25 protein-coding genes, 1 pseudogene and 1 riboswitch are annotated in these 22,869 nt (G+C 45.7%); of the genes and pseudogenes, 18 read left to right on the top strand and 8 right to left on the bottom strand.

What is annotated here, in order from left to right; genetic code table 11:
• Positions 1-60: 60 nt before the first annotated feature.
• On the bottom strand, positions 61-471 hold the full coding sequence (locus TRNA_RS33175) for a hypothetical protein (protein ID WP_009328014.1): 411 nt from the start codon (positions 469-471) through the stop codon (positions 61-63).
• Positions 472-748: 277 nt separating this feature from the next.
• Here TRNA_RS33175 and TRNA_RS43890 point away from each other — a divergent pair, with 277 nt between their 5' ends.
• From TRNA_RS43890 to TRNA_RS33120, 13 genes are all read left to right on the top strand, one after another.
• Positions 749-925 carry a hypothetical protein gene (locus tag TRNA_RS43890; protein WP_003182870.1) on the top strand — a complete coding sequence of 59 codons (177 nt, stop codon included), beginning with the start codon at positions 749-751 and terminating at the stop codon, positions 923-925.
• Between the two features lie 108 nt (positions 926-1,033).
• Positions 1,034-2,953 carry an ATP-dependent DNA helicase gene (locus TRNA_RS33170; protein WP_009328015.1) on the top strand — a complete coding sequence of 640 codons (1,920 nt, stop codon included), beginning with the start codon at positions 1,034-1,036 and terminating at the stop codon, positions 2,951-2,953.
• 113 nt (positions 2,954-3,066) lie between these two features.
• Positions 3,067-4,569 (top strand): carboxypeptidase M32, encoded by a 1,503-nt coding sequence (locus TRNA_RS33165; protein ID WP_011198061.1) that lies wholly within the window; start codon positions 3,067-3,069, stop codon positions 4,567-4,569.
• Between the two features lie 138 nt (positions 4,570-4,707).
• Positions 4,708-4,807: riboswitch (purine riboswitch) on the top strand.
• Positions 4,808-4,925: 118 nt separating this feature from the next.
• Positions 4,926-5,510 (top strand): xanthine phosphoribosyltransferase, encoded by a 585-nt coding sequence (xpt, locus tag TRNA_RS33160; RefSeq protein ID WP_003182865.1) that lies wholly within the window; start codon positions 4,926-4,928, stop codon positions 5,508-5,510.
• The gene (gene pbuX, locus TRNA_RS33155) at positions 5,507-6,823 is read left to right on the top strand and encodes a xanthine permease PbuX (RefSeq protein WP_009328016.1); all 1,317 of its coding nucleotides are present in this window, start codon (positions 5,507-5,509) and stop codon (positions 6,821-6,823) included. Before xpt ends, pbuX begins: the two co-directional genes overlap by 4 nt.
• Before the next feature lie 84 nt (positions 6,824-6,907).
• Complete coding sequence (locus TRNA_RS33150; protein ID WP_003182862.1) at positions 6,908-7,459, top strand: GNAT family N-acetyltransferase; 552 nt, start codon at positions 6,908-6,910, stop codon at positions 7,457-7,459.
• Positions 7,460-7,500: 41 nt separating this feature from the next.
• The gene (locus TRNA_RS33145) at positions 7,501-8,598 is read left to right on the top strand and encodes a type III polyketide synthase (protein ID WP_011198060.1); all 1,098 of its coding nucleotides are present in this window, start codon (positions 7,501-7,503) and stop codon (positions 8,596-8,598) included.
• A gap of 7 nt (positions 8,599-8,605) precedes the next feature.
• Positions 8,606-9,109: an isoprenylcysteine carboxyl methyltransferase family protein gene (locus TRNA_RS33140; RefSeq protein ID WP_003182859.1), complete on the top strand. Its 504-nt coding sequence runs from the start codon at positions 8,606-8,608 to the stop codon at positions 9,107-9,109.
• A gap of 63 nt (positions 9,110-9,172) precedes the next feature.
• Positions 9,173-9,268, top strand: coding sequence for a Fur-regulated basic protein FbpC (gene fbpC / locus TRNA_RS33135; RefSeq protein ID WP_003182857.1), 96 nt, complete (start codon positions 9,173-9,175; stop codon positions 9,266-9,268).
• A 143-nt stretch (positions 9,269-9,411) separates the two neighbouring features.
• Entirely contained in the window at positions 9,412-12,975 is a 3,564-nt protein-coding gene (locus TRNA_RS33130) for a dynamin family protein (RefSeq protein WP_011198059.1), read from the top strand.
• A gap of 74 nt (positions 12,976-13,049) precedes the next feature.
• On the top strand, positions 13,050-13,319 hold the full coding sequence (locus tag TRNA_RS33125) for a YpbS family protein (protein ID WP_003182854.1): 270 nt from the start codon (positions 13,050-13,052) through the stop codon (positions 13,317-13,319).
• 79 nt (positions 13,320-13,398) lie between these two features.
• Complete coding sequence (locus tag TRNA_RS43885; RefSeq protein ID WP_003182852.1) at positions 13,399-13,548, top strand: hypothetical protein; 150 nt, start codon at positions 13,399-13,401, stop codon at positions 13,546-13,548.
• An 84-nt stretch (positions 13,549-13,632) separates the two neighbouring features.
• Complete coding sequence (locus TRNA_RS33120; RefSeq protein ID WP_003182849.1) at positions 13,633-14,520, top strand: 5'-3' exonuclease; 888 nt, start codon at positions 13,633-13,635, stop codon at positions 14,518-14,520.
• A 10-nt stretch (positions 14,521-14,530) separates the two neighbouring features.
• Here the strand turns inward: TRNA_RS33120 and sspL are convergent, their stop codons facing one another.
• The 3 genes from sspL to TRNA_RS33105 are packed head-to-tail and all read right to left on the bottom strand — an operon-like array spanning position 14,531 to position 15,809.
• Positions 14,531-14,677 carry a small, acid-soluble spore protein L gene (sspL, locus tag TRNA_RS33115; RefSeq protein WP_003182847.1) on the bottom strand — a complete coding sequence of 49 codons (147 nt, stop codon included), beginning with the start codon at positions 14,675-14,677 and terminating at the stop codon, positions 14,531-14,533.
• Positions 14,678-14,719: 42 nt separating this feature from the next.
• Positions 14,720-15,118: a reverse transcriptase-like protein gene (locus TRNA_RS33110; RefSeq protein ID WP_003182846.1), complete on the bottom strand. Its 399-nt coding sequence runs from the start codon at positions 15,116-15,118 to the stop codon at positions 14,720-14,722.
• On the bottom strand, positions 15,108-15,809 hold the full coding sequence (locus TRNA_RS33105) for a queuosine precursor transporter (RefSeq protein WP_003182844.1): 702 nt from the start codon (positions 15,807-15,809) through the stop codon (positions 15,108-15,110). Before TRNA_RS33105 ends, TRNA_RS33110 begins: the two co-directional genes overlap by 11 nt.
• A 75-nt stretch (positions 15,810-15,884) precedes the next feature.
• Here TRNA_RS33105 and TRNA_RS33100 point away from each other — a divergent pair.
• Together TRNA_RS33100 and TRNA_RS33095 are read left to right on the top strand one after the other, a co-directional pair.
• A pseudogene (locus tag TRNA_RS33100) lies at positions 15,885-16,566 on the top strand (ribonuclease H family protein).
• Positions 16,559-16,744, top strand: coding sequence for a zinc-finger domain-containing protein (locus TRNA_RS33095; RefSeq protein ID WP_003182841.1), 186 nt, complete (start codon positions 16,559-16,561; stop codon positions 16,742-16,744). Before TRNA_RS33100 ends, TRNA_RS33095 begins: the two are co-directional and overlap by 8 nt.
• An 83-nt stretch (positions 16,745-16,827) precedes the next feature.
• Here the strand turns inward: TRNA_RS33095 and TRNA_RS33090 are convergent, their stop codons facing one another.
• Positions 16,828-17,094, bottom strand: coding sequence for a DUF2564 family protein (locus TRNA_RS33090; protein ID WP_009328020.1), 267 nt, complete (start codon positions 17,092-17,094; stop codon positions 16,828-16,830).
• A 158-nt stretch (positions 17,095-17,252) separates the two neighbouring features.
• On the opposite strand from TRNA_RS33090, the gene TRNA_RS33085 reads away from it, so the two are divergent.
• The gene (locus tag TRNA_RS33085; RefSeq protein ID WP_003182837.1) at positions 17,253-17,435 is read left to right on the top strand and encodes a hypothetical protein; all 183 of its coding nucleotides are present in this window, start codon (positions 17,253-17,255) and stop codon (positions 17,433-17,435) included.
• 55 nt (positions 17,436-17,490) lie between these two features.
• On the opposite strand, the gene cspD is transcribed toward TRNA_RS33085, so the two are convergent.
• A complete protein-coding gene (cspD, locus tag TRNA_RS33080; RefSeq protein ID WP_003153604.1) occupies positions 17,491-17,691 on the bottom strand; it encodes a cold-shock protein CspD in 201 nt (66 codons plus the stop codon).
• A gap of 274 nt (positions 17,692-17,965) precedes the next feature.
• Here cspD and TRNA_RS33075 point away from each other — a divergent pair, with 274 nt between their 5' ends.
• The gene (locus TRNA_RS33075; RefSeq protein WP_009328042.1) at positions 17,966-18,655 is read left to right on the top strand and encodes an AIM24 family protein; all 690 of its coding nucleotides are present in this window, start codon (positions 17,966-17,968) and stop codon (positions 18,653-18,655) included.
• 49 nt (positions 18,656-18,704) lie between these two features.
• Here TRNA_RS33075 and TRNA_RS33070 read toward each other — a convergent pair whose 3' ends face one another.
• A complete protein-coding gene (locus tag TRNA_RS33070; protein ID WP_003182832.1) occupies positions 18,705-19,856 on the bottom strand; it encodes a diglucosyl diacylglycerol synthase in 1,152 nt (383 codons plus the stop codon).
• Between the two features lie 270 nt (positions 19,857-20,126).
• Positions 20,127-21,035 carry a homoserine O-acetyltransferase MetA gene (gene metA, locus TRNA_RS33065; protein ID WP_011198058.1) on the bottom strand — a complete coding sequence of 303 codons (909 nt, stop codon included), beginning with the start codon at positions 21,033-21,035 and terminating at the stop codon, positions 20,127-20,129.
• 151 nt (positions 21,036-21,186) lie between these two features.
• Between metA and TRNA_RS33060 the strand changes: the two genes are divergently transcribed.
• Positions 21,187-22,866 carry a formate--tetrahydrofolate ligase gene (locus TRNA_RS33060; protein WP_011201679.1) on the top strand — a complete coding sequence of 560 codons (1,680 nt, stop codon included), beginning with the start codon at positions 21,187-21,189 and terminating at the stop codon, positions 22,864-22,866.
• Positions 22,867-22,869: the final 3 nt, after the last annotated feature.

Genomic DNA, 22,869 nt, shown 5'->3' with positions numbered 1-22,869 from the left:
ATTGAATTCGCGCCCGCTCGGAGTTAGCCCCTTAAAAGCGCATGGCAAAACATCGACTCACTAATAAATCCATGAATCATTTTTCTTTTTATAAGACGAATCATAGCATTTTTTGCGCGGCTCATAATAGCAGTCTTTTTTGCAAGGCTTGTGGTAATCATAGTCTTTTTTACAAGGCTCATGGTAGTAGAAGTCCTTTTTGCAGTAATCGTAATCCTTTTTGCAAGGCTTGTGGTAATCGTAGTCTTTTTTGTAATCCTCATGGTAGTCATAATCCTTTTTGCAATAATCGTAATCCTTCTTGCAAGGTTCATGGTAATAGAAGTCTTTTTTGCAAGGCTCGTGATAGTAGTAATTCTTCTTGCAAGGCTCATGATAGTAAAAGTCCTTTTTGCAATAGTCGTGATCCTTCTTGTAAGGATCATAATCATAATCCCAATAATCTTTCTTTGCCGGTTCATAATAATACATGTACTCTCCACCTTTAGTCTATAAATTTTAAGTCCCTACAGGATATGATAGAAAAATGGAATAGACTGGGTTTTTATGATGGATAAAGAGCACATTGTCTAACACAGTCCTTGTTATCTGGTGTTAAGCTTTTTGTTTGACTGAAAAAAGGGTGTTTGACCGCTGCGAAAACGGTCCGCCCTAAGAGTATAGAAAGAAAAAACATAAAATCAGCCTGTATAAAAACGATTCATCCTGCATATACTCGGGATTATTCGATTTGAAAAGAGGTGATTTCATGTTGAACAGCGATCATATTCAAATGATTCAAAAAGCGCTGGAGACGTCAGAAAGCCAGCTCGAGGACATTGGCGAAGAGCGCCTTACATATGCAAAGGAAGAATTGAAAAACGCGATCAGCCATATGGAATCGACAGATCATCCGTTTTTGACGCATTCGATTTACCGGAAATAGTTGAGAGAGGCTTCCTGCTCCTTTTTTCAAATCTTTCTTGTTGAATTTCTTGAATCATAGTGATAGGATAGAAGTTCTGAAAACTCGATAGTTGGGGGTTGGAGCAGGGTGACAGCATCTCGTCTGCCTTTTTCATTAACAAAAACAAAAAACTTTTATGAAGAACTGAACAATTGGATCGGTGATGTATTTTACGATATTCTTCCTGAAAAAGGCTTTGATTTGCGCGATGAGCAAATATTCATGGCTTTTCAATTAGAGCGGGCATTTAAGGAAAAGAAGGTCATGTTTGCGGAAGCCGGCGTCGGCACCGGAAAAACGCTCGTCTATCTTCTGTTTGCCTTGAGCTATGCCAGGTATACGGGCAAGCCGGCGGTCATCGCCTGCGCGGATGAGACGCTGATCGAACAGCTCGTCAAAAAAGAAGGCGACATTTATAAAATTTCCGAGCATTTAGGCCTGACGATCGACGCAAGGCTCAGCAAGTCGCATGATCAATATTTATGTTTGAAAAAACTGGAGAAAACGATGCAGCGCTCTGATGATGAAAAATGGCTTGACCTTTACGAAAGTCTGCCGTCTTTCGTTCACGAATCGCAGGGCATGCAGGCTTTTTATCCGTACGGCGACCGAAAAGAGAATTCGTCTTTATCAAACGATGAGTGGTCTGAAATCGGTTACGACTCTTTTCAGGACTGTCTTACATGTGATATGAGGCACCGCTGCGGGCTCACACTGTCAAGAGACCATTATCGAAAATCAACCGATTTCATCATCTGTTCCCATGATTTCTATATGGAGCACGTTTGGACGGAAGAGGCGAGAAAGCGGGAAGGCCAGCTTCCGCTTTTGCCGGAGCACAGCGCAGTGGTTTTTGATGAAGGGCATCTGCTCGAGTTTGCGGCCCAAAAAGCGCTGACATACAGGGTGAAACAATCCACGCTCGAAATGTTCCTTGAGCGCCTGCTCGGCAATGACATCAGAGAAGAATTTGCAGAGCTTGTCGAAGAAGCGCTTCGCGCCAACGACGAATTTTTCGGTTTGCTTACGGAAAATGCCGAAAAAGCAGAAGGCTCTGAGCGCATGCGCATCAAAGACGATACCGATGTGAAAAAAGCGGCCGCCGAGCTGTATGATTTGCTTGAAAAAATCGGAGAGGCGCTCGTTTTTGAGGGCGAGCTGTACACGATCGACCAGTACGCTTTAACTGTTGTCGAAGAGTATTTAGAACAGATGGCTTACTCCCTTTCGCTCTACAGGAAAAATGCGATCAGCTGGCTTGAACAAAAAGAGCTTGAGTCGACATTCGTCGTCATGCCGAGAACCGTCTCTGAAGTTCTCGGAGAAAAGGTGTTCTCCAAGCAGATTCCGTTTATTTTCTCATCGGCGACATTATCGGAAAACGGATCGTTCGATTATTTGGCGACCAGCCTCGGGATCCGCGATTACTTATCATTTACCGTCGATTCGCCGTACGATTATGAAGAGCAGATGAAAGTGTACATCCATCAAATCGAGGAAAAAGAAGCGAAAGAAGAAGCGGCAATCCGTGCAATCAAAGAATCTGGAGGGAAGACGCTGATCCTGTTTCCGTCTTTTGAAGAGCTTCTGTCCTTCAAGCGCCGGACTGCACAGGAATCATTTTCGTTTCCCGTTTACTTTGAAGGGGATGAAGAAATCAGTACAATCGTTGAAAAGTTTCAAACGGTAGAAGAATCCGTCTTGTGCTCTGTCCATCTATGGGAAGGGCTCGATATTCCCGGAGACCCGCTTCAAAATGTCATCATCTGGTCGCTCCCATTTCCGCCGCATGATCCCGTGTTTGAAGCGAAGCGGAGCGGCGTGGAAAACGCCTTTCGCGAAGTAGACCTTCCTTACATGCTGCTAAGACTTCGCCAAGGGATCGGACGTCTGATCAGATCAAACAGCGACAGCGGCACGATCAGCATTTTTGCGGGCGATGAAAAAGAATGGAATGTGATAAAAGAAGTCGAATCTGTTCTTCCTGTTCAGCCAGTCTATGTATAAGAAAAGCGGACATCCCGCTTTTCTTTTTTTGGCTGCATAAAAGTTGACTTTCGTAAATATTTCCATTAGTCTGATTACAATTCGCATCATATACGGGAAGAGGAGGATGAATGATGTCGATCAATACATATGAAAAAGAGTTTTTAGAAACATTAAAGAAAATCAGCCGGTATGAGCAGGCGATTAATGTCATGTACTGGGATATGAGAACGGGCGCGCCGAGAAAAGGGGAGGAAAGCCGCGCTGAAGCTATCGGCCAATTGTCGGCAGACGTCTTTCAGATGAGAACGTCCCCGCGGATGAAAGAGCTTTTGGATACCTTAGCCGGGCAAAAACAAGATCTGCCTTTTGATACACAGAAAGCGGTTGAAGAAGCGAAAAAAGAGTACGATTTAAACAGCAAGATTCCGGAAGAGGAGTTCAAAGAATATACGACACTGACTTCCAAAGCGGAATCCGTCTGGGAAAAAGCGAAAAAGGCGTCCGATTTTTCTCTCTTTGCTCCGTATTTAGAAAAAATCATCGACTTTAAAAAACGGTTTATCTCATACTGGGGATATGAAGGCCATCCTTATAACACGCTTCTGGACCAATACGAACCAGGCGTTACAGTCGAAAAGCTCGACGCCCTTTTTTCTGAATTGCGGGAGGCTATCGTTCCGCTTGTGCAAAAGATTGCCGCCAGTGATAAAAAGCCTGATACGGGCTTTGTTCACGATCATTTCCCGAAAGAGCGGCAGCGCGATGTTTGCCACTTCTTCTTACAGGAGCTGGGCTATGATTTTGAGGCGGGGCGCCTGGATGAGACGGTTCATCCTTTCCAGGTGACGATCAGCCAAGGGGATGCCCGGGTGACCACAGCATACAATGAAAACGATTTTCGGTCGGCTGTTTTCGGAACAATTCATGAATGCGGCCATGCCATTTATGAACAGAACATTGATGAAGCGCTGGGCGGAACCAATTTATCAGACGGCGCATCAATGGGCATTCATGAATCTCAATCCCTTTTCTATGAGAACTTTATCGGCAGGCATCAAAGCTTTTGGACGCGGTATTTTGATAAAATAAAGGAAGCAAGCCCTGACCAGTTTGCAGGCGTTACTGCCGAAGGGTTCTACAGAGCCGTTAATGAATCAAAGCCGTCGCTGATTCGGATCGAGGCTGATGAACTGACATATCCGCTGCATATTATGATCCGCTATGAAATTGAAAAAGCGATTTTCAGCGGCGAAGTATCGGTCGGAGACCTTCCAAAACTATGGAATGACAAATATGAAGCATACCTGGGCATTACGCCTCCCGACGATGCTAAAGGAATCCTGCAGGATGTCCATTGGTCCGGCGGAGATTTCGGTTATTTTCCTTCATATGCGCTTGGATATATGTATGCGGCTCAACTGAAGTCAAGCATGCTGAAAGATCTTCCGGAGTTTGACCGTCTGATTGAAAACGGCGATTTTCAACCGATCAGAAAGTGGCTGACAGAGCATGTACACATCCACGGCAAAAGAAAAAAACCGCTGGAAATCATTAAATCTGCGACAGGCGAAGAATTAAACGTCCGTCATTTAATCCGCTATCTGGAAGAAAAATATACAACACTCTATTTGTAAAAGAAAACCCCTCCCGTCTGTATGGGAGGGGTTTTCGGGTCAGAATTTTCTGTTAAATACGAACGTTCAAATGAAAAAATGTGTGCAGGTTCGTCTTTTTTTGTTTTATCCCTTTTCATTCGGAACGAAAGTTGATATAATTTGATACATTATATCACTCATATAATCGCGTGGATATGGCACGCAAGTTTCTACCGGGCACCGTAAATGTCCGACTATGAGTGGGCGATAAGAAAACGAACGTCTTTTAGTCAAACTGACGGAATTCGTCTTTTTAAGCATTGCCCGCTCGCATTTCAAATCCGAGCGGACAATGCTTTTTTTTATGAAGGGCAATTGATGAACGGAGGGGTTTAATGGAAAAGCTAAAACGAAAAATTGCAGAGCAGGGCACGGTGTTGTCTGACGAAGTGCTGAAAGTTGATTCATTTTTAAATCATCAAATCGATCCGGAATTAATGCTTGCTGTGGGTGAAGAGTTTGCTTCGCTTTTCCGGGAGGAAGGCGTCACAAAGATTGTGACGATTGAATCCTCAGGCATCGCACCTGCCGTGATGGCCGGCTTGAAGCTGGGCGTGCCGGTAGTATTTGCAAGAAAGCGTCAATCGCTTACCTTGACGGAAAATCTGTTGACGGCTTCTGTCTATTCATTTACAAAGAAAACGGAAAGTACGGTTGCCGTATCAGCCAGCCACCTTTCAAAGGATGACAAAGTTCTGATCATCGACGATTTTTTGGCAAACGGACAAGCAGCTAAAGGGCTCGTTTCCATCATTGAACAGGCCGGCGCTAAGGTGTGCGGAATCGGAATCGTCATCGAGAAATCATTCCAGACGGGCAGGGAGGAACTTGAAAATCTTGGAATCAGAGTCGAATCCCTTGCGCGTATTGCCTCTCTTGCCGGTGGAAAAGTTACCTTTTTACAGGAGGTTGGGTCATGAAACTTACAGCCGGTAAAACTGTTTCATTAAGCATTCAGCACGTCCTTGCCATGTATGCAGGAGCCGTTGTCGTACCGCTGATCGTCGGCGGCGCTCTCGGTCTGACGCCGGCTCAGCTGACATACCTTGTATCTGCCGACATTTTGATGTGCGGTGTGGCGACGCTGCTGCAAGTTTGGAAAAACCGCTTTTTCGGTATCGGTTTGCCTGTTGTATTGGGGTGTACGTTCACAGCCGTTTCTCCGATGATTTCGATCGCCTCGACATATGGTATTCCAGCGATCTATGGAAGCATCATAGCAGGTGGTGTGATTGTCGTCATCATTTCTTTTTTCTTCGGAAAGCTTGTTAAGTTTTTCCCTCCCGTGGTCACAGGATCTGTCGTCACGGTGATCGGTATCACCTTGATTCCCGTTGCGATGAACAACATGGCCGGCGGTGAAGGCAGCAGCGATTTCGGCGAGCTGTCCAATCTTGCTTTAGCTTTTTCCGTTTTACTAGTCATCGTCCTTTTATATCGTTTTACATCAGGATTTATCAAGTCAATTTCCATTTTAATCGGCTTGATCGCAGGAACAGCCGGCGCCGCTCTAATGGGAAAAGTTGATTTTACAGAAGTCGCAAACGCTGGCTGGGTGCAGATGATTCATCCGTTTTACTTCGGCGCCCCTGTTTTTGAAGTTACCCCGATCTTGACGATGTCCCTCGTGCTGATCGTCAGCCTTGTCGAGTCCACAGGCGTCTACTTTGCATTGGGCGATTTGACGGACCGCCGCCTGACAGAAAAGGATTTAGGAAAAGGATATCGCGCCGAAGGGATTGCCGTGCTGTTGGGCGGGGTTTTCAACGCCTTTCCTTATACGGCGTATTCGCAAAACGTCGGTCTCGTTCAGCTGACAGGAGTTAAGAAAAACAGCGTGATCGCGCTTGCCGGAGCTTTTCTCATTTTGTTGGGGCTGTTTCCGAAAGCCGCTGCTTTAACGACGATCATTCCTAAACCTGTGCTCGGCGGCGCTATGGTAGCGATGTTCGGCATGGTGATCGCCTACGGGATCAAAATGCTGAGCAGGGTTGATTTCGGCAAGCAGGAGAACTTGTTGATCGTAGCGTGTTCAATCGGAATCGGCCTCGGCGTGACGGTTGTACCGCAAATGTTTCAAAACCTTCCTGACGCCGTCAAGCTTTTGACAGAGAACGGAATTGTTGCGGGAAGCTTTACCGCCATTCTCTTGAATGCGATCTTTCACATTCATCCGTTTTCTCGTCATGCTGAACAGCCTGAAGCAGTTTCTGCTGAGAAATCTGCCGTTTAAAACCTCACGGATTGTGAGGTTTTTTTGTTGTGTTTTCTCATTGCGGATAAGCCATACTACCGGTATGAAGAGGAGGCGTAACGAATGGAAACTGTGAATGAGCTTGTCGAACGAATCAGGACGAAAGACGGCGGTGAAGCTGTCATCCGTCCCGTCAAAATGGCGGATGCCCCTGACATCATCGAGGCGGTGAAAGATGTGATTCAAACGGGCGTTTACATCCAAAAAGAACGGCCGCGCACACTTGAGGAAGAGCGTGCATTTATCAGCGATATGATGAAAAAAGACAACATGTATGCGGCGGTTGAAATCGATGGTACGGTGTACGGAATTGCCCGGGTCATACGCGGCGAACTCAAAATGAAGCGGCACACGGGTCTGTTCAGAACTTGGCTCCACAGCAAGGCGCAGGGGCTTGGGATCGGCAGGGAAATCATGTCCTACACCCTGAAATGGTGCAGGCTGCATCGCCTGCATAAGCTCTGCTTGACCGTTTTTTCCGAAAATGAAGCAGCGCTGTCGCTCTATAAGAAAAGCGGCTTTATCGTTGAAGGGGTTCAAAAGGAACAGGTTTTGTCGGACGGGAAATATGAAGATGAAGTGCTGATGGCCTATTTTTTCAACGGGTCCACATAAGGCCGCCAAATTCGGGAGAAGCTGTAAACAGAGGTGGTGTTATGGCCTATGTCATTTCGGCGGGGACAAGCATTCCGCGCTGCCATGTCGACCAGAAGGAAGCAGCCGTTTTTGCGAGGGAGATGTTCAAAGATTCATTTAAAGACATTGATCGTCTGCTGTCAGCTTTTCAAAATGGCGAAATCGCTTCACGGCAATTTGTCATGCCTTTGGATTGGTACAAAGAGGCCAAGAGCTTCAAGGAGAAAAATCAAACGTACATTGATATGGCTGTCAGACACAGTGCTGAAGCCGTTTCGAATTGTCTGTCGGACGACCGTTTTTTGAAAAAAGAAATCCCTTGCGGAAAAATTGACGCGATTTTTTTTATTTCCTCTACAGGCATCTCGACTCCCAGCATTGAAGCGAAGCTTATGAACATTCTGCCTTTTTCAAAACGGGCGAAGCGGATCCCGATCTGGGGGCTAGGCTGTGCAGGAGGGGCTTCAGGTATAGCGCGGGCATTCGAATACTGCAAAGCGTTTCCAAAAGCCCATGTCCTTGTGATTGCGGCGGAGCTGTGCAGTTTAACGTTTCAAAAGGATGATCAATCGAAAAGCAATCTTATCGGCACATCTTTATTTGGCGATGGAATCGCCGCGCTTTTAATGTGCGGCAAGGAAGCGGATTTCTCAGAAGCCAGATTTGAGGTTCTTCCGGAAGTATTGGGCTCACAATCCAGCACCTTGGAAGATTCGGAAGAGGTCATGGGATGGGAAATCAATGACAACGGTTTTCGCGTCGTTTTTTCCAGGGACATTCCGACATTGATCAAAACACACTTAAAGAACGATATCGAAGCATTTCTGAATAAAGAACATATCGCTTTGGAGAACATTCAAGTATTTCTGGCCCACCCTGGCGGAAAAAAAGTTCTCGACGCTTATATGGAAATCCTTGGATTTTCCGAAGCGCACATCGACTGTTCACGAAAAATTTTGGCCAGGCACGGCAATATGTCATCGGCCACTGTGATGCATGTTTTAAAGGAATATTGCTTGCATGGCGGCCCCGTGCCGGGAAAATACGGTCTCTTAGGGGCGCTCGGACCGGGCTTTTCATCGGAGCTGCTGCTCTTGAGATGGACAAAAAGAGAGTGACTGACACATGTTTTGGACGATTTTAAGCATTTTTGCCGCCCAGCGCCTGCTTGAGCTGGCAGTCGCGAAGTTCAACGAAAAAAACGCTCTGAAAGAGGGAGCGGTCGAATACGGGAAACGTCATTACCCTTACATCGTCGCGATGCATGTTTCGTTTTTCGTATCTTTGATTTGGGAAACGACCGCTTTTCAACGCGGAACCCTTCCGATGGCGCTTGTCGTATTGACAGGCCTCATCTTCACGCAGGTTCTCCGGTATTGGGCGCTCTTTTCACTGGGGAAATGCTGGAACACGAAAATCCTTGTCATCCCTGGAACGAATCTTGTCCGAAAGGGGCCCTATCAATGGATTAAACATCCGAACTATTTGGCGGTCGCTCTTGAATTTCTGCTTTTGCCCCTGCTTTTTCAGGCATACGCCACCGCACTTTTATTTACGGTGCTCAACGCTGCTGTCATGTACATCCGCATTCGTACGGAAGAACAGGCATTAGAAAAATTACACCATTGAAAATGATTATCATTTCATTTATAATGATGATAAACATTCTCATTATAGGATGGTGAGTCGCGTATGACGATGTTTTTTCTACTGGCGGCCGTCAGTACATACAGTTTATTGATTGGATATGTCTTAAAAGGAATCGCAGGAGCGAATCCGCAAAAATAAATAGATACACGTGCTGAAGCTGCCGAAACCGGCAGCTTTTTCTCGTTTTTCTTTCCGATTGTGAAGAAAAATACAGCAAGGTTGTGTAAAATGGGAGAAAGGGCTAAGATGGCAAACAACAACGCATAAAAGGGGTAGGAAACATGGCACAAATAAACACGAAAGACGATCTGATGAAAAGAGCCGGAGCGGTTTTCGGGGAGCTCACAAAAAACGGGGATGACAAGCGGTCGGCGCAGCTTGCGGGCATCATCCGAAAATGGCTGAGAAAAGAAGTGTACATCGCGTTAACCGGACACTATTCAGCAGGGAAATCATCGCTTTTGAACGCGCTGCTTCAGGAAGAAGTCCTGCCGACAAGTCCGATTCCGACGAGCGCCAATCTCGTGCTGGTCCGCCGGGGAGAAATGAAAACAACACTCCATACGGTCGATGGAAGATACGCTCAGATGGACGGCTCTTATGATAAAGAAAAAGTGCAGGCGTACTGCAGGGACGGCAGCCAGATTGAAATGGTGGAAATCGGGGGGCCTTTTTCAGGAATAGCGCCTCAGGCCGTCTTAATCGACACGCCTGGAATTGATTCTACAGACGATGCTCATTTTCTATCGGCGTCTTCGATTCTTCACCAGGCGGATGCCTTGTTTTATGTCGTGCACTACAATCATGTCCATTCCGAAGAAAATGTGAAATTTCTTCGATCAATAAAAGATAAGATACCCAATATTTTTTTCATCGTGAACCAGATTGACCGCCATGACGAAGCTGAAACAGACTTCCACGCCTATAAAAAGCAAGTTCTAGATATGCTGCTGAAAGAAGGGATCAGTGAAGAACACCTCTTTTTTACATCGGTCACCGCAGCCGATCATCCGCTCAACGAATTCAACCGGCTCCGTGCTGAGCTGGAAAGACTGCAGCATCAATCCGAACAGCAGCTGCAGGCATATACGGAGCAAAAAATCAGCAGCTTGATTCATGAACATATCAAAATGCTGATCAGTGACGAAGATACGGCTCTGTCTGAAGAAACCGCTTCCTTAAGAGAAACCGTCGAGACTTTAAAATCACAGCTTGCCGATTTGACAGAACAGGAAAAACGGGCGGAGGAACAAATCAAAAAAGACATCCAAACGATTGCCCAAAACGCAAATATAACGCCGTTTGAGATGAGAGAGCTGGCCAAATCGTATTTGGAATCAATCGAAAAGGGCTTTAAAAAAGGAATTCTTTTCAGTAAGGCCAAAACGCTTGAAGAAAAACAAAAACGAAAAGAAGCTTTTCTTGCCGACGTCCAAAAAAGGGTTCAAGCCGAAATCGATTGGCATGTCATTGAAGCAATCAAGGCATTCATGAAATGCTTTAACGTCCAGAATGATGAAATGCTTCGGGAAGTTCTTCAATTTCGGACCGTGATAGATGAAAACGACCTGCTTCGTTCCCGGAAAAAAGGGGCTGAGCTTACACCGGAATACGTGCTGAACTACACGAAAGAACTGGCTGAAAACATCAGAAGAAAGGCGAAGAGACAAGCGCAGCCGCTCATCGACCAGCTCAAAACCTTTATTAAAGAAAGAAGCGTCCTGCAGGCGGAAGCGATAAAAGCTGAATATGATGCGGAACAAGCGAAGCTCGCCGAGCGCGAAAGACGGTTGATTGAGCAGCAGAAGTCATATGAAAAAGCAAACCGTCTCTGGGATCAATGGGAACACGGCAATCAGAGCGATCTGCCGGCGAATTGGTATGCCGCCGAAAGAAAGCCCCTTGAAAAAACGCTTGATGCGAAGCGAGCGGAACCGGTCCGTGCACAAGGGGAAAACAGCAGCCGTAAAGACGAGGCTCTTCATCCGAAAAAGGGCGTTTCTGAGTCCATTGAGCACTTTTTCGAACTTGCCCGGATTTTGGCGGATATCCCGGCTTTAGAAAAGCAGAGAAAAGCATTCCTGCACAAAACGGAGCGCCTTCATACAAGGCAGTTTACCCTGGCGCTCTTCGGCGCATTCAGTTCCGGCAAATCGTCTTTTGCAAATGCGCTTTGCGGGCGGAAAGTGCTGCCGTCATCTCCGACGCCGACAACGGCAACGATTAATAAAATAACAAAACCGTCGGGAACCAAAAGGGACGGGACAGCCGAAGTCGCTTTTAAAACGGAAGGGGAAATCACAGCTGAACTGGATCAGCTTTTAGATGGAAAAATGGCTTCAGCAAAAGGCTCCGCTTTTGGCGAAAAACTTAAAAACCTCTTGAAAAAAGAGGAACTGCACGATGATGAACGGCTGCTGATCAAGAACTTCCTCAAGGCTTATAAGCGTTATGGTTCATATATCAATGATCAGGAAATCCTGACGATTTCCGCTGACGATCTGCATCCGTATGTCGCTGAAGAACAAACGGCCTGTGCCGTCCGCGAAGTCACCGTTTATTTGAGCACACCGGTCACGGAGAAAGGAATAACAATCGTCGATACACCGGGAGCCAGCAGCATGAATAAACGGCATACTGAACTTGCGTTTCAATACATGAAAGATGCTGATGCCCTGCTTTACTTAACATACTACCAGCATTCATTTTCCAAAGCGGACCGGTCGTTTTTGCGCAGGCTGGGGCTCATTAAAGACGCTTTCAGCATGGATAAAATGTTTTTTATTTTAAATGCGGCTGACCTCGCGAAAAGCCCGGTCGAATTACAGACGGTTGAAGACTATGTAAGGGGAGAGCTCTTGAAAGAAGGCATCCAAAATCCGCACCTGTACCATGTATCGAGCAAGCAGGAGCTCAACAAAAAAACTTCGCCGTACAACGACTTCAGCAGGCTAAAGCGGGAGCTCGACGATTTTATCGAAAACGGTTTGGCCAGAACAGCTGTCGAAGAGCTGCTTGATGAAGGCAAAAAACTGTGTGAAACCGTCTTTCAGCTCCGCGGTTCACTGCACCGTTCCGCTGAAGAAAAGGAAGCGGAGCAAAAGCGCGTCGCAAAAGCTTATCAAGAGGCTTTGGCTGCGATTGAAGAAGCAGAGAAGGGGTCATCAATCCTTCAAATGACGGAAAAGGATGTGGAAGAGCAATTTTACCACATGAAGCAGCGTCTGGCCTTTTTTGCACACGATTTATTTAAAGCTGCGATACACCCCGGGCTTCAGAACGGAGATTGGCGCGCCAATCTGCAAACCGCTTTGAAAAGCTGCTTAAAGGAGTATGAATTCGAATTTTTGCAGGAACTAAAAGCGCTTGATATCAGAATGGAAAATTTGATGCTGAAATTTGCGGGCGAACAATGGGCAAATGCCGTAAAAGAGCGGCTTGCCGGCAATCCTTATTTTTCGGTTCATATCCAGGCTGACCGGCCTGAGACCGAAAGCTGGGAAACGACTGAAGCGTCAGCGGATGAAGGGGAGTTTACAGATGAACTGAAAATGTTCAAAACACCTAAAACGTTTTTTCAGCAAAATGGCAAAGCCCGGCTTGTCGAGGCGTTTACTGCAAAGCTTTCGGCGATCACGGACAATTGGATTCAACGTGAAAAGCAGACATTTTTAAACCGCTGCAAAACGAGCGCCGGTCAATTACAGAAAGCGGCTGTTCTATCCGCAAAAGCTCAACTCGAAGAACAAAAAGAAGCATATTTTCATGAGGCGCTGGAGAGCGCAGAGCGCGAAAACATTGAAAAAGCGCATGCCTTGGCAGGCGAATGGCTCCGCTCATGTTGAATCAGATTGATATTGGTATGGATATCTGGCTGGCAGGCATGATAGACTGAATAAAAAAAGAAGGGAATTAGACGATGACAAACGTTCATGAAGCGATTACAGCACATTCAAAAAAACAGCACCAGCACATCAAGCAGTTCGTGCGTCTCGAACAGGAGAGGGAAAAAGCAATCGATGATGTGGTCGATAAGTGCCGGCGTAACGAAGCATTTTCAACCGACCTCATCAACCAAATTACAGTGCAGATGAACGAATTGGCCAAAAAAGGCATCGTTCCCACAAGACGGCTCGTCTCGAAGGAAATGGTTGCCGAATACGTCAGCCGAAAATATCCGCAGGCCTAGCTGGTGGATCCTTCCGCGTGTGGCGTCATGTGTTTTTGCAAAACATAAACCATGACCCGCCCGCTGGAGGTGAAGTGTAATGGGAAGAACAAAGCTTGGCAACGCGAATGCACAGCGAAACAACAACGCTAAAAAGAAGAACGGCTTTAACACTGAATTTGCGACTGAATCCTATTCGCAAATGGAAGCCGCAAAATTAATCTCAAGCAAAAAACAGCACCAAAAATAGAAACAGCGTCGCTAGACGCTGTTTTCATCATTTTTGCTCCTGTGGTACAATAAGTGCATTGTATGATGAAAGAAAGTTTCCATAATGAACAAGAAGCTGCTGCTTGTAGACGGGATGGCTTTATTATTCCGGTCTTTTTTTGCGACTGCGGTGCACCGCAATTTTATGCTGAATGACAAAGGCGTGCCGACAAACGGGGTTCACGGTTTTTTAAAGCATCTGTTAACCGCTGCGTCTGCGTTTGAACCGAGCCATGTCATCTGCTGCTGGGACATGGGAAGCAAAACGTACCGAAACGATTTATTTAAGGACTATAAAGCGAACCGGAGCGAGCCGCCTCTAGAATTGATTCCGCAATTTGACATGGCGAAGGAAGCGGCGGAAGAGCTCGGGATTTTAAATATCGGCCTTGCGGGCTATGAAGCCGATGACTGCATCGGCACCCTGACAGCGATGTTCAGCGAAGAAGCGGACATCACGATCGTCACCGGTGATAAAGATTTACTTCAGCTTTTAACAGTCAATGTTAAAGTTGCCCTGCTTCAAAAAGGAATCGGCAATTATAAGGTATACACAGAAGAATCATTCAGTGAAGAGACAGGTATCGAACCGAAAGCTTTGATTGACATTAAAGCGCTGATGGGCGATACAAGCGATAATTATCCGGGTGTAAAAGGCATCGGCGAAAAAACGGCCTACAAGCTGATCAAGGAATATTCGACTGTTGACCGGCTGCTGGAAAACATCGGTCAGCTGACGAAGGGCCAGCAGACGAAAATAACCGAATGTCTAGAAGATCTGAAGATGTCCAGAATTCTTGCAGAAATTAAATGCGATGTACCGCTTTCCTGCTCATTGGACGATGCGGACTTCACCTTGATGCATGACAGGGCAAAGGAGATGCTGAGACTTCATCAAATACGGGGAATCGAGCCGCTGCTGATGAAATTCGAAAAAAGAGAGATCGGATAAACCGATCTCTCTAATGTTTTGTATTGCTTTTTTTCGCCCGGTTTTCAAGCTCGGTTTTTGGGTCTGTATGACGGTTATCCCGGTTCAATACAATATCACCCTGGGGCGTGACACCGCCTGTCAGACGGCCTCTTCCTGCTGAATGCTGTTTTTCCACATGAACCACCTCACTCGTTATGATGTGCAGCGGGAATGGAATTTACTCGGGTTGGTTCAGCAATATCGCTTTTTTCGCAAGCTTGTCAGCCGCTTGATTTGACTTCGAAGGAATCCACTTGATAAAAAATAAATCAAAATCCTTTTTTAAGCGGATGATAGCATCCAGATAAGGCTTGAAAGCCTGATTTTTGACAAACTCCGAATCCGCCGTGCGCTCGACGATCTGCGAATCGGTCCGAAACGAAACGATCCGGTAGTTTCGTTCGGCGCACAGCTTCATTCCTTCGATCAGCGCCATGAATTCTGCTTCATGGTTGCTCAGTGAGCCGGCGGGAAGGGAGAAGGACTCGGTCTTCTGGCCGTCTTTGATAAAAATGCCAAGTCCGGACGGTCCGGGATCCCCGGCGCTTGCTCCGTCAATATACACCTCAACCGGCATTGTTTTCGCTCCTTTCATCCAAAGGGGTGATCCTTTTAGCGGCATAAGCGTACGGCGCTGCGAATACGGCTACAACGAATTTCAAGACGTATGTCGTGATAAAAATCTGAATCCATACATCCAGCGGATAAGCGCCCATAAACGCGACGCTCGTAAAAATCAACGTATCAAGCAGCTGGCTTAAGGCTGTACTGCCGCTGTTGCGAAGCCACAGTGCCCGGTCGGAAGGAAATAACCTTCTGATTCCCGAATATACATAAACATCAAGCGTTTGGCTGATGATATAGGCGAGCAGGCTGCCGAGGGCCACGCGGGGCAAGAAGCCGAATATCGTCTCCAGCGCAGGCTGTGCGATGTCTTCGGGATGCGGCTTGAATAGGAGCGCTCCCTGCATGACGAGCGTCAAGGTAATCAGAATGAAAAAACCGATTGAAACGGCTTTTTTCGCTTCTTCCTTTCCGTATCTTTCATTGATGACGTCGGTCGCAAAAAACACGCTTCCGTACAGGATGTTGCCGAGCGTCGCAGTCAAACCGAACAGCTCGACCGTTTTGACTACCTCGATATTGGCGGCGGCTGTCGCAAAACCGATCCAGACAAATAAACCGGTCTTGCCAAATCGTTTAAAAAAGAAGAGAACAATGATAAAATTAATGATCGCAAAACTAATCCATAATATTTCGTTAAACAAGAACGGGTACTTCCTTTCTGAATAAACTGTTTTGATTATAGCATAACAAGCCATAATTTGAATAAAGGTGATTTTGTGAAACTGAGAGCAGGAATGAAAATCAAGATTAAAGGGTCTTCACCCATTCAATTTACAGCCGATGAATGGATCGAAGTGAAAGAGGCAGTGGCGGCGGGGCGTCAGCTTTCTCAAAGCCCGTATGTCACTGAACTTGAATTCGAAGATGAGAAGGGCAGCTTTTGGACCCTGAAAGAACTGGAAAAGCTGAAAGAAGAACTTGCGGCTGAACCGGATGAGATCACCGTGTATTTTGACGGCAGCTATGATAAAGAAAGTCAGCTCGCCGGTTTAGGCATTGTGATTTATTACTCCCTCGGCGGGGAAAGGTATCGATTGAGAAAGAATAAGAGCTTTCGGCTGACAACGAATAACGAAGCGGAATATGCGGCTCTCTACGAAGCCGTTAAAGAGCTTAGAGACCTCGGGGCAAGCAGGAACTCCGTCGTCATTAAAGGGGATTCGCTCGTCGTTCTGAATCAGCTTGAAGGCAGCTGGCCATGCTATGATCCCGTTCATTCGAAATGGCTGGACAGAATCGAAAGCCAGCTTCAAAAATTAAAGCTCACGCCCACCTATATTCAAATCAGCCGTAAAGACAATAAGGAAGCGGACCAGCTCGCAAAAAAAATGCTTGAGCATACCATTGTGGAAAGCACAATCAAACTAGATGAATAACGGAGATGAACGTTTTGGATAAGAAAGAGATCTTTAAGGAACTGACACATTTGCAGGACACCTACTGTGAAGGGTGCTTCATCAAAAAACACTTCAGAAAAGAATACGGAAAAACGTATGCCCACGCATTTTGCATTTCAAAATGTACGGTCGGAGAAAAGCTCCGCACCTATGGAGACGTGCTGACAAACAAAAATTGATCCCCGAAAATTCCCCTATAGGCCATAATCCATGCAATCTGGGGTTTTCGGGCCACGCTAAAAAACCGCGTTCAGCGGTTTTTTTAATGCTGTGATTCATCAAGCTGATGCTGGCAATCATTTAGTATGTTGAGCTGTTCGTTTAAAAAATCTTCATCCAGTGCGGCTAATTCCTCAGCCTGTGACAGCTGTCTGGCATCTTCAATGGATTGATACGCCGATTTCAGCAAAGTGGAGCTCTTTTGCCTCGTTGCCATTCCCGTCGTTTTTTGAGCAGTTTCTACGGCAATTTCAAGCTGCTTGCGCTGATTAAATCCGGTTTCGAGATCATCGCGATGGTCTGATTTCATGATCATACACCTCCGACAAGTATTTTTTCTAAAAAGGCATTTTTATGTGTAAAATAGAAAAAATAAAGTAAAATTAATCCGATATAACTATTGAACCTAAAAAATATAAGTCTTTATTACTAATTTAGGTAATCATAAAAAAAGGAGTCTGAGGAACAGTGGAAAGCAATGAACTGCAAACCGTTCTTCACAAGACATTTGTGGAGGTATATAAAGATCTTGAACAGCTCGTTGATATCGCTAAAAAGGGGCGTCCATCTCTCGAGAAGAACATTGAGGAAATCGAGCAAAGGCTGAAGCAAAATATACTGGCGATCGAAATTCAGCTGAAAATTAAATAGGAGAGGCAGAAATTGCCTCTCCTCTTATTTGAAGTCTCATTTTGTCTTGATTTTGTTAAAGCTTCACAACGTTAGATGCTTGAGGTCCACGATTACCTTCAACAATTTCGAAAGAAACTTCTTGTCCTTCTTCTAGAGATTTGTATCCTTCACCTTCGATTGCAGTGAAATGAACGAATACATCGTCTCCGCCTTCAACTTCGATGAAGCCGAAGCCTTTTTCATTGTTAAACCATTTTACTTTACCGTTTTGCATATTGCTTAATCCTCCTAGTACTGTAGCACAATGTGCTAAAAAAAATTTTCATCATCTAACGGTGTTCTGCTAAATGATGGTTTCACTATACACTATCCATGGATGCTTCGTCAAGCTGTCAAGAGAAAAAAATGAACTTTAATGCTTTTTTTAGGAATTTCTTTGAAATCGTTTTCAATTTATGGTTATTCATCATCAAGCGGGTGAAACATTTTAAGCGTCGGTCCGTATATAATAAAACCAATATCAGGAATGCGAACAGGAGTGTTTAGAGATGAACCGTTATTCAGTTGATGAGTTTGTATCCAAAACCCAGCAGGAAGACAAAGGGGAGGGGCTGTTTGAAATGGAAACGCCCCGTCTCTTGGAAGTCAATCTCGACGGAAAAGTGTGGGCAAAGGCCGGTTCAATGGTTTCCTATAGAGGAAGAGTCAAATTTAAGCGAGAAGGGGTATTTGAACACGGAATTGGACGGATGGTGAAAAAAGTGTTCAGCGGCGAAGGGGCTGCCCTGATGAAAGCGGAAGGAAACGGAAAGGTGTATCTAGCGGATCAGGGAAAGAAGATATCCATCTTAAACTTGAAAGATGACTCCATATTTGTAAATGGACATGATCTGCTCGCATTTGAACCGTCGATCCATTGGGACATTAAACTGATGAAAAGAATTTCCGGCATGCTGGCCGGCGGACTGTTTAACATTAAGCTTGAGGGAACTGGAATGGCTGCCATTACAAGCCACTACGAGCCGCTCACTTTGATCGTAACCCCGGAAAGCCCCGTCTATACCGATCCAAACGCAACGGTTGCCTGGTCTGGAAGCCTTCAGCCTGAATTTGTGACAGATGTTTCTTTTAAGACGTTCATCGGCAGGGGAAGCGGGGAATCCATCCAAATGAAGTTTTCAGGGAATGGGTTTGTCGTTGTACAGCCATTTGAAGAAGTTTATTACTCGGAATCTTAGCATCAAAAAAACACTTGCAGAGCAAGTGTTTTTTTGAATCGGGCGTTTTTTAGGACAGCGCCCGGACAGTCTGTTTTTTGTTCATGATGATTTCAGACTGCTCGATAATGTCCGTCAGGATGACTTCTGATGAATTGGATAAATGCAGGCTTTTAATGTTTTTCTTCATTTCGTTTAATTTTTTCTCATCAGCCAAAAGGGAAGAGACTGACTCAAGAATCTCCTCATGCCTGTTGACGACGATGGCAGCCCCTCTGTCTTCGAAGAACAGGGCATTTTCCTTTTCCTGTCCGGGAACAGGCTTGTAAAGGATGACGGGAACGCCGATTGCCGTGGCCTCCGTCAGGGTGATTCCGCCCGGCTTTGTGATCATGCAGTCTGCCACCCTGAACAGCTCGTCAATTCTTTCGATGTAACCGAGCGTTCTCAGCTTGTTTGGATAAAGGGCTTCAATGTCTTCCAATGAAGATTTCAGCATCGTATTTTTTCCGCACACGACAACGACTTGAACATCCTCTTTCGTCACCAGAGATTCACACAGTTCTTTTACGTTTTTAAGAACCCCGTGGGCGCCTGCCATGATCAGCAATATCTTCTTGTCGGGAGACAGCTGATACTTCTCGTAGATTTTATCTTTGTCCATTTCTTCTTCAAACTGCCTGCGGATCGGAATGCCCGTGATCTTGACGTTGCTAGGGTGAGTGCCGATCTCGAGCAGCTTTTCCTTCACGTAATCAGTTGCTACGTAATATTTATCAATATGTTCGTGGACCCAAATTTTATGAAGACAGAAATCCGTCATGACGTTAAAAGTCGGAATGACTTTTCCCATTCTCCGTCTGTATTCGGGCACGACAATCATTGGAAACGTATTGATGATAATGTCTGGCTGATGTTTTTTAACCAGTTGGTCCAGCCGTTTATTTCCCATTTTGAAATAAATATTAAACTTCCTTTTATTGTAAATTTTATCGACTCCATAGTAGAAAAGGCGATAAAACTGTTTGCCGATTGAGAAGCTTTTCAAGTAGAGATACTGCGTAATCTCTGACACAATCGGATTTGATTCTTGATACAAATTCGAAACAGTTACATTCTTAAAACCGAGCCTTTCGCACTCTTGGTAGAGCGTTTTGGCTACTTGAACATGGCCATTTCCGTAATTTGCAGTCAAAATTAATATATTTTTATTGGTATTCAAGCATATTCACCTCAATTAATTCAAACAGCAAGAGCTAAAATGGTAAAAAAACAGGAGTCAAAGTCCACTCATACCATACCATAAATATTATTTTAATTATAAATGAAGAACAAAAATTAAGGTATTTTTAAAGTATGGATCGGCAGGAAAGCGCTGGGTTCCTTATTATTCCCGCTTTCGCGGCAAAGCCGAATCCCCATTGTGGAAGACTAACCCAACTGTATTTTAACACATTTTGAATGTCTTGCATCAGACCAGGGCATGAGAATTTCATTTCCACTCATACGGCGTTTCCTGGTAAACGTAGTAGTTCAGCCAATTCATGAACAAAAGAGTCGCATGGGCTTTCCAGCGGTTTACAGGTACCGCGCCATCCGGCCCTTCTTTAAAATAATTCACCGGCGGATCAATCTCCATGTTCCTGGCTAAATCCCTTTCATACTCTTCTTTAAGAGTATCTGTATCATACTCAGGATGTCCAGTTAAAAAAACTTGTTTTTCATCCTTTGAAGCAATTAAACAGACGCCCGCTTCATCGGATATGCTGAGCACTTTTAAATGGGAAACGGCTTTAAGGTCATCCATATTGATATCTGTATGCCTGGAGTGCGGGACATAGTAGAACTCTTCAAAGCCTCTGACCAGTCTTTCATTTTTCTCCATTATTCTGTGTTCAAAAACGCCAAATGTCTTTTTCGGCAGTTTGACTTTGCGAATGCCGTAGTGATGATACAGTCCCGCCTGCGCTCCCCAGCAGATGTGAAGCGTTGACGTGACATGCGTTTTGCTCCAGTCTAAAATCTCCCGGAGTTCTTCCCAATAGGATACCTCTTCGTACTCCAAATGCTCGATCGGCGCACCGGTAATAATCATGCCGTCGAATTTTCGGTCCCTGATTGAAGAAAAAGTTGTATAAAACTGTTCCAAATGCTGCCTTGGTGTATGTTTTGGCGTGTGTGTAGACGGTATTAAAAAAGTGAAATATACCTGTAAAGGAGAATTCCCGAGCATCCTGAGCAGCTGTGTCTCGGTCTTGATTTTCTGCGGCATCAGATTAAGAATCACAATATTTAAAGGTCTGATGTCCTGATGAAAAGCCCGTTTTTCATCCATGACAAAAATATTTTCACTTTCAAGAATCTGCTTTGCTGGCAAATTGATAGGTATGTTGATAGGCAACACGCCACCTCCGGTTTTCTCCGCTGATTTTTCTTCATTATAGGAACTTTTTGGCGATATTTCAATGTGTGAATTGTGTTACAATAAAAGAAGTGTGTGAAAAATATGGAAAATCATCGTGTGATGAACCAAAAGGAGGCTCCTCTTGCAAATGAAATCCCATTTATCAGACATAGAAATCGCACAAAGAACGGAATTAAAACCGATTACCGAAATTGCACGGAAACTCAATATAAATGACGAAGAAATAGAGTGTTTTGGTTGCACAAAAGCGAAAATTTCTTTGAAAATTTTTGAGCGTTTGAAAGAAAAACCCGATGGCCAGGTGATTTTGGTAACCTCCATCAACCCGACACCGGCCGGCGAAGGGAAGTCGACTGTCACCGTCGGATTGAGCCAGGCGCTCTGGCAGATTGGCAAAAAATCGATCGTGGCGATGAGGGAGCCTTCACTCGGTCCGACAATGGGCTTGAAAGGCGGGGCTGCCGGAGGAGGGTATTCCCAGGTTCTTCCGATGGAGGACATCAACCTTCACTTTACGGGAGATATGCATGCGATCACAGCTGCAAACAACGCTTTGGCGGCTTTCATAGACAATCATATTCATCAGGGAAACGAATTAAACATCGATATCAGAAAAATCGTCTGGAAAAGGGCGCTTGATCTCAATGACAGGGCGCTGCGTGAAACCGTTGTCGGCCTGGGCGGAAAAGCGAACGGATTTCCCAGGGAAGACGGCTTTGACATTACTGTCGCTTCGGAAATCATGGCCGTTTTATGCCTGGCCAGAGACTTGGCCGATTTAAAAAAGCGCCTGGCTTCGATGATCGTCGCCTACACAGTCGACGGACAGCCGGTAACGGCCGGCATGCTCGGTGTGCAGGGAGCGCTTGCCCTCCTGTTAAAAGATGCTATCAAACCAAACCTTGTTCAGACTGTTGAAGGAACACCGGCGCTCGTCCACGGAGGACCGTTTGCAAACATCGCCCACGGGGCAAACAGTCTGATCGCGACAAAAACGGCTGCGAAGCTGGCTGACTATGTCGTGACTGAAGCGGGATTTGGCGCTGATTTGGGGGCGGAAAAATTCATGCACATCAAAACGAGAGCCGGCGGGTTCACACCGGGGGCGGTCGTGATCGTCGCCACCGTCAGAGCGCTGAAAATGCATGGCGGAACGCCTCTCGCCGATTTGAAGCAAAAAGACCTGGAAGCATTAAAAAGGGGAATTGCCAACCTTGCGAAGCATATCGAAACGATAGATGCCTTCGGTCTTCCATACGTTGTGGCTGTCAACAGATTCGTACAGGACACGGAGGACGAGCTTGAGGCCGTTCTTGGCTGGTGCAGAGACAACGGACATCCGGCTGCACTTTGCAATGTTTGGGAAGAGGGCGGAAAAGGCGGGACTGATCTCGCAAGGGAAGTCATTCATGTCATGGAGCAAAAAGACAACAGGTTTTCCTATTTATACGAATTAACCGACTCGATCGAAGACAAATTAGCCAAGATCTCCCGCACCGTTTATGGCGCCGAAGGGGTAGAGTTTACCGAAAAGGCGAAAAAACAGCTGCTTGAATTGAAAAAGAACGGGTTGGACGGACTGCCTGTCTGCGTGGCGAAAACTCAGTATTCTTTATCAGATGACCCGGGTAAAATCGGCAGGCCGCAAGATTTTAGCATCACCGTCCGCGAATTAAAACCATCGAGGGGCGCGGGATTTATCGTCGCTTTGACAGGCAGTATTTTAACAATGCCGGGGCTGCCGAAACACCCTGCCGCGCTTAAGATGGATGTCGACGAAAGCGGCAGAGCCAAAGGTTTATTCTAAAAA

This window comes from Bacillus licheniformis DSM 13 = ATCC 14580, assembly GCF_000011645.1.
Classification (GTDB): domain Bacteria; phylum Bacillota; class Bacilli; order Bacillales; family Bacillaceae; genus Bacillus; species Bacillus licheniformis.
This window is presented reverse-complemented; position numbering and strand designations above follow the sequence as displayed.